At 57.6% G+C, this 4,768-nt stretch carries 3 protein-coding genes and 2 pseudogenes; 4 read left to right on the forward strand and 1 reads right to left on the reverse strand.

What is annotated here, in order from left to right:
• Positions 1–535, forward strand: a pseudogene (locus tag GV764_RS15440) (Tn3 family transposase); the annotation flags it as partial.
• A 32-nt stretch (positions 536–567) separates the two neighbouring features.
• Here GV764_RS15440 and GV764_RS15445 read toward each other — a convergent pair.
• On the reverse strand, positions 568–1,173 hold the full coding sequence (locus GV764_RS15445) for a recombinase family protein (protein WP_000509965.1): 606 nt from the start codon (positions 1,171–1,173) through the stop codon (positions 568–570).
• 94 nt (positions 1,174–1,267) lie between these two features.
• Here GV764_RS15445 and GV764_RS15450 point away from each other — a divergent pair, with 94 nt between their 5' ends.
• From GV764_RS15450 to GV764_RS15460, 3 genes and pseudogenes are all read left to right on the forward strand, one after another.
• The gene (locus tag GV764_RS15450; protein ID WP_001553819.1) at positions 1,268–4,165 is read left to right on the forward strand and encodes a Tn3-like element Tn5403 family transposase; all 2,898 of its coding nucleotides are present in this window, start codon (positions 1,268–1,270) and stop codon (positions 4,163–4,165) included.
• Between the two features lie 33 nt (positions 4,166–4,198).
• Positions 4,199–4,423 (forward strand): annotated as a pseudogene (locus GV764_RS15455) (nucleotide-binding domain containing protein); the annotation flags it as partial.
• The coding region (locus GV764_RS15460) for a class II aldolase/adducin family protein (protein ID WP_100124982.1) at positions 4,416–4,768 on the forward strand (353 nt) is incomplete at its 3' end. The pseudogene GV764_RS15455 and the gene GV764_RS15460, both read left to right, overlap by 8 nt.

The raw sequence follows: 4,768 nt of genomic DNA on the forward strand, positions 1-4,768 counted from the left end.
TATCACCACCGACTATTTGCAACAGTGCCACTTCGACGACTACCTGCTGCCGGCCGAGAAGTTCGCCGCACTCAAGCGCGAGCAGGCCCTGCCCCTGGCGATCAACCCGAACAGCGACCAGTACCTGGAAGAGCGTTTGCAGCTGCTGGACGAGCAGTTGGCCACCGTCACCCGCCTGGCCAAGGACAACGAGCTGCCCGATGCCATCCTCACCGAGTCAGGGCTGAAAATCACCCCGCTGGATGCGGCGGTGCCGGATCGGGCGCAGGCGCTGATCGACCAAACCAGCCAGTTACTGCCGCGCATCAAGATCACCGAACTGCTGATGGACGTGGACGACTGGACGGGCTTCAGCCGCCACTTCACCCACTTGAAGGACGGGGCCGAGGCCAAAGACAGGACGTTGCTGCTGTCCGCAATCCTCGGTGATGCGATCAACCTCGGGCTGACCAAGATGGCCGAGTCGAGCCCCGGCCTGACCTACGCCAAGCTGTCCTGGCTGCAAGCCTGGCACATCCGCGACGAAACCTATTCGGGGTCGGTTCCGGCTGAGGGCGAAATGACACCCTAAGCGTTAGCTCTGTGTCGTTGCACGATGTCAGCGACGGTATTCTTGCTGATACCGAGCTCGCGTGCGATCCAGCGATAGCTGCGTCCCTCGGCCCTCATCGCAACCACCTTAGGCAAAAGTCGGTCTGATTTTGGTCGCACTCCGGCCTGACGACCAAGCCTCTTACCACGTGCCTTCGCAACAGCAAGGCCTGACTTGACCCGCTCGCTGATGAGATCCCGCTCAAACTCCGCAATGCCGGAAAGAAACGTCGCCAGCATTCGTCCATACGGCGACGAAAGATCGAACGCCATTCCATTCATGGCTATCACGGAAACCTTCCAGTTCTCCAGTTCACGTAGCGTATTGAGCAGATCGAGCGTCGAGCGCCCCCACCGGGAAAGCTCAGTGACCAGGATTGCATCAATTTGTCTGGACTGGGCAAGCGCCAGGACTTTCTTTCGCTCGGCCCGGTCGAGTTTAGTTCCTGAACCTGTTTCCTTAAATATTCCCACCACGTCGTAGCCGGCACAGCCGGCGAAGGCTCGCAGATCAAATTCCTGGCGTTCACAAGACTGATCCGCTGTTGAAACCCGGCAGTAAATGGCGGCACGATGTCCCAATTGAACCCTCCTGGATTTTTGTATCGGAACGCCCTGATTTATATGGGCTGGCTGTTGTCCAAAACAGACTATACTTCAAAAGGGACGAATTTGTATGTCACGACGCCATATTTTCACCGAACGGCAGCGAGCAGCGCTGTTCGATCTGCCCACGGACGAACTGTCGCTACTGAAGTTCTACACGCTGGGCGATGATGACCTGGAAAACATTAGGCAGCGCCGCAGACCGGAAAACAGGATTGGCTTTGCCCTGCAACTTTGTGCCTTACGATATCCGGGCCGTGCACTGGCTCCTGGTGAGATGATCCCGCGTGAAGTCCTTTCCTTCGTCGGTGCTCAGCTTGGAGTTCCGGCTGATGCGCTTCTCACTTATGCCACACGGCGCCAAACCCGTCAGCAGCACATGGACACGCTGCGCGAAATTTACGGCTACAAGACCTTCACGGGCCGTGGTGCCCGTGATCTGCGGGAGTGGACTTTCGGCCAGGCCGAAGATGCCAGATCAAACGAGGATCTTGCTCATCGTTTTATTGTGCGGTGTCGGGAAACTTCCACCATTCTGCCCGCAGTATCGACAATCGAGCGCTTGTGCGCGGATGCTCTGGTCGCCGCTGAGCGGCGGATTGAAACGCGGATTGCGGAAAATTTAACAGCGGATGTTCGCGATCACCTGGACAAACTTCTGAGTGAAATGCTCGCCGGCAATATCAGTCGTTTCATCTGGCTTCGCAACTTCGAGGTTGGTAACAACTCGGCTGCTGCTAACCGTTTGCTCGACAGGCTCGAATTTCTGCGTACCCTGAATATCAATCATAGTGCTTTGGCCAGCATACCTGCCCATCGCATTGCCCGGCTGCGTCGGCAGGGTGAACGCTACTTCACCGACGGTTTGCGTGACATCACTTCGGACCGCCGCTGGGCGATCCTTGCCGTCTGTGTTGTGGAGTGGGAAGCGGCGATTGCTGATGCCATAGTCGAAACCCATGACAGGATCGTAGGAAAAACCTGGCGGGAAGCGAAGCGCCAGCATGACGAAACAATTTCCGGCTCTAAAGCCACACTCACGGATACGATCCGTACCTTCACCGCGCTGGGAGCTTCGTTGCTTGAGGCCCGCAGTGACGGAACCCCGCTGGAGATGGCTGTCGCCAGTTCGGTTGCATGGGACCGGCTCGCTCAACTGGTAGCGACAGGGACTCAACTCAGCAACACGCTAGCCGATGAGCCTCTTGCATATGTCGGGCAGGGATACCATCGCTTTCGTCGTTATGCGCCCCGCATGTTGCGCTGTCTGAAGCTCGAAGCCGCGCCGGTCGCCGGACCATTGGTAGCAGCAGCTTTGTCGATCGGAGAGATGAAAGGTGTTGCATCGCCAGAAAGGCGTTTCCTGCGGCCCAGCTCCAAATGGAACCGTCATTTACGAGCTCAGGAAAAAGGAGATACCCGTCTTTGGGAAGTGGCGGTACTCTTTCACCTCCGGGATGCTTTTCGTTCCGGAGATGTCTGGCTCGCTCATTCGCGCCGCTATGGTGACCTCAAGCAGGTACTGGTGCCGATGATCGCGGCGCAGGAAAATGCAAAACTGGCCGTGCCTTCCAACCCACAGGATTGGCTGGCAGACAGAAAGGCGCGACTCACGATCGCTCTTAAGCGGCTGGCCCGGGCTGCCCGTAACGGCACTATTCCGCACGGTAGCATAGAAGATGGAACGTTGCGGATCGACAGGTTGACAGCAGACGTGCCGGATGGTGCCGAGGCACTCATACTGGATCTGTATCGCCGAATGCCGTCCGTTCGGATTACCGACATGCTGCTTGAAGTTGATGCAGCCCTTGGTTTCACAGATGCGTTTACCCATCTGAGAACCGGGGCTCCATGTCGCGACCGGATCGGTCTGCTCAACGTCCTGCTCGCTGAAGGGCTCAATCTGGGCCTGCGTAAGATGGCGGAAGCTACAAACACGCATGATTACTGGCAGCTCTCACGCCTTGCCCGCTGGCATGTTGAAAGCGAAGCCATGAACCAGGCATTGGCAATTGTGGTGGCCGCGCAGGGTAAACTGCCGATGTCACGCGTCTGGGGGATGGGCACGTCAGCATCGAGCGATGGTCAGTTTTTCCCGACAGCGCGGCATGGCGAAGCCATGAACATGGTCAATGCCAAATATGGTTCTGTTCCCGGCCTCAAAGCGTATACTCACGTAAGCGACCAGTTCGCGCCATTCGCTTGTCAGTCGATCCCGGCGACCGTGAGCGAGGCACCGTATATTCTCGATGGACTACTGATGAACGAGGTCGGTCGCCATGTTCGCGAACAGTATGCCGATACAGCAGGATTCACCGACCATTTGTTCGGAGCCAGTAGCCTGCTCGGCTACAATCTCGTTCTGCGAATCAGGGATCTGCCATCGAAGCGGTTGTACGTATTTAATCCCGATACGACCCCCAGGGAGTTACGCAAGTTGGTAGGTGGAAAAGCCCGGGAGGATCTTATCGTTGCGAACTGGCCTGATATTTTCCGTTGTGCCGCGACGATGACCGCTGGCAAAATCAGGCCCAGCCAACTCCTGCGCAAGCTCGCTTCTTACCCACGACAAAACAACCTTGCAGTTGCGCTTCGTGAAGTTGGTCGTATTGAACGGACCCTTTTCATTATTGAGTGGATCCTGGATACGGACATGCAGCGGCGTGCTCAGATCGGTCTTAACAAGGGAGAGGCCCACCATGCGCTCAAAAATGCGCTCCGTATCGGGAGGCAGGGGGAAATTCGCGATCGCACGACAGAGGGGCAGCACTACCGAATCGCTGGGCTCAATTTATTGACTGCGGTGATCATTTACTGGAATACCGTCCATCTTGGTCATGCCGTCACGGAGCGGCGGAACGAAGGGTTGGATGTTCCCCCTGAATTTCTTCCCCACATATCCCCATTGGGCTGGGCGCACATTCTACTGACTGGCGAATATCTTTGGCCCAAGGAACCGAAAGCTTAGGGTGTCATTTCGCCCTCAGCCGGAACCGACCCCCTGAAGGCGAACGGATTTACCCGCTTTATTGTGGCCGGAGGGGAAACGTCGAGCATTGTGGCGCAGACCCTGGGGGTTGAGGCGTTCCATATTGGGCCGACCATCTCCCCTGGCGTGCCCTGGGTGCGTGACACCCGCCAGCCGCTCTCCCTGGCGCTGAAGTCAGGTAACTTCGGCGATATCCAGTTCTTTGCCCGTGCCCAGCAGGAGTTTCGTCATGACTGAGCAACAACTGCGAGAGGAAATGGTGCAGATTGGCGCCTCGTTGTTTAGCCGCGGCTATGCCACCGGCTCCGCTGGCAATCTGTCGCTGCTGCTGCCGGACGGCAACCTGCTGGCGACGCCGACCGGCGCCTGCCTCGGCGAACTGCAGGCTCAGCGGTTGTCGGTGGTGACGCTGCAAGGGGAATGGATCTCCGGCGACAAACCGTCGAAAGAGGTCACTTTTCACCGGGCGGTCTATTTGCACAACCCGGCCTGCAAGGCGATCGTCCACTTGCACAGCCACTATCTGACCGCGCTCTCCTGCCTGCAGGGGCTCGGGCACTGTTGCAAAGTTAGCGATGAGGC

The organism is Atlantibacter hermannii (genome assembly GCF_009907385.1).
Classification (GTDB): domain Bacteria; phylum Pseudomonadota; class Gammaproteobacteria; order Enterobacterales; family Enterobacteriaceae; genus Atlantibacter; species Atlantibacter hermannii_A.

Coding starts and splice junctions, on each gene's coding strand:
- GV764_RS15450 (WP_001553819.1), top strand. CDS start 1,268: ATGTCACGACGCCATATTTTCACCGAACGGCAGCGAGCAGCGCTGTTC.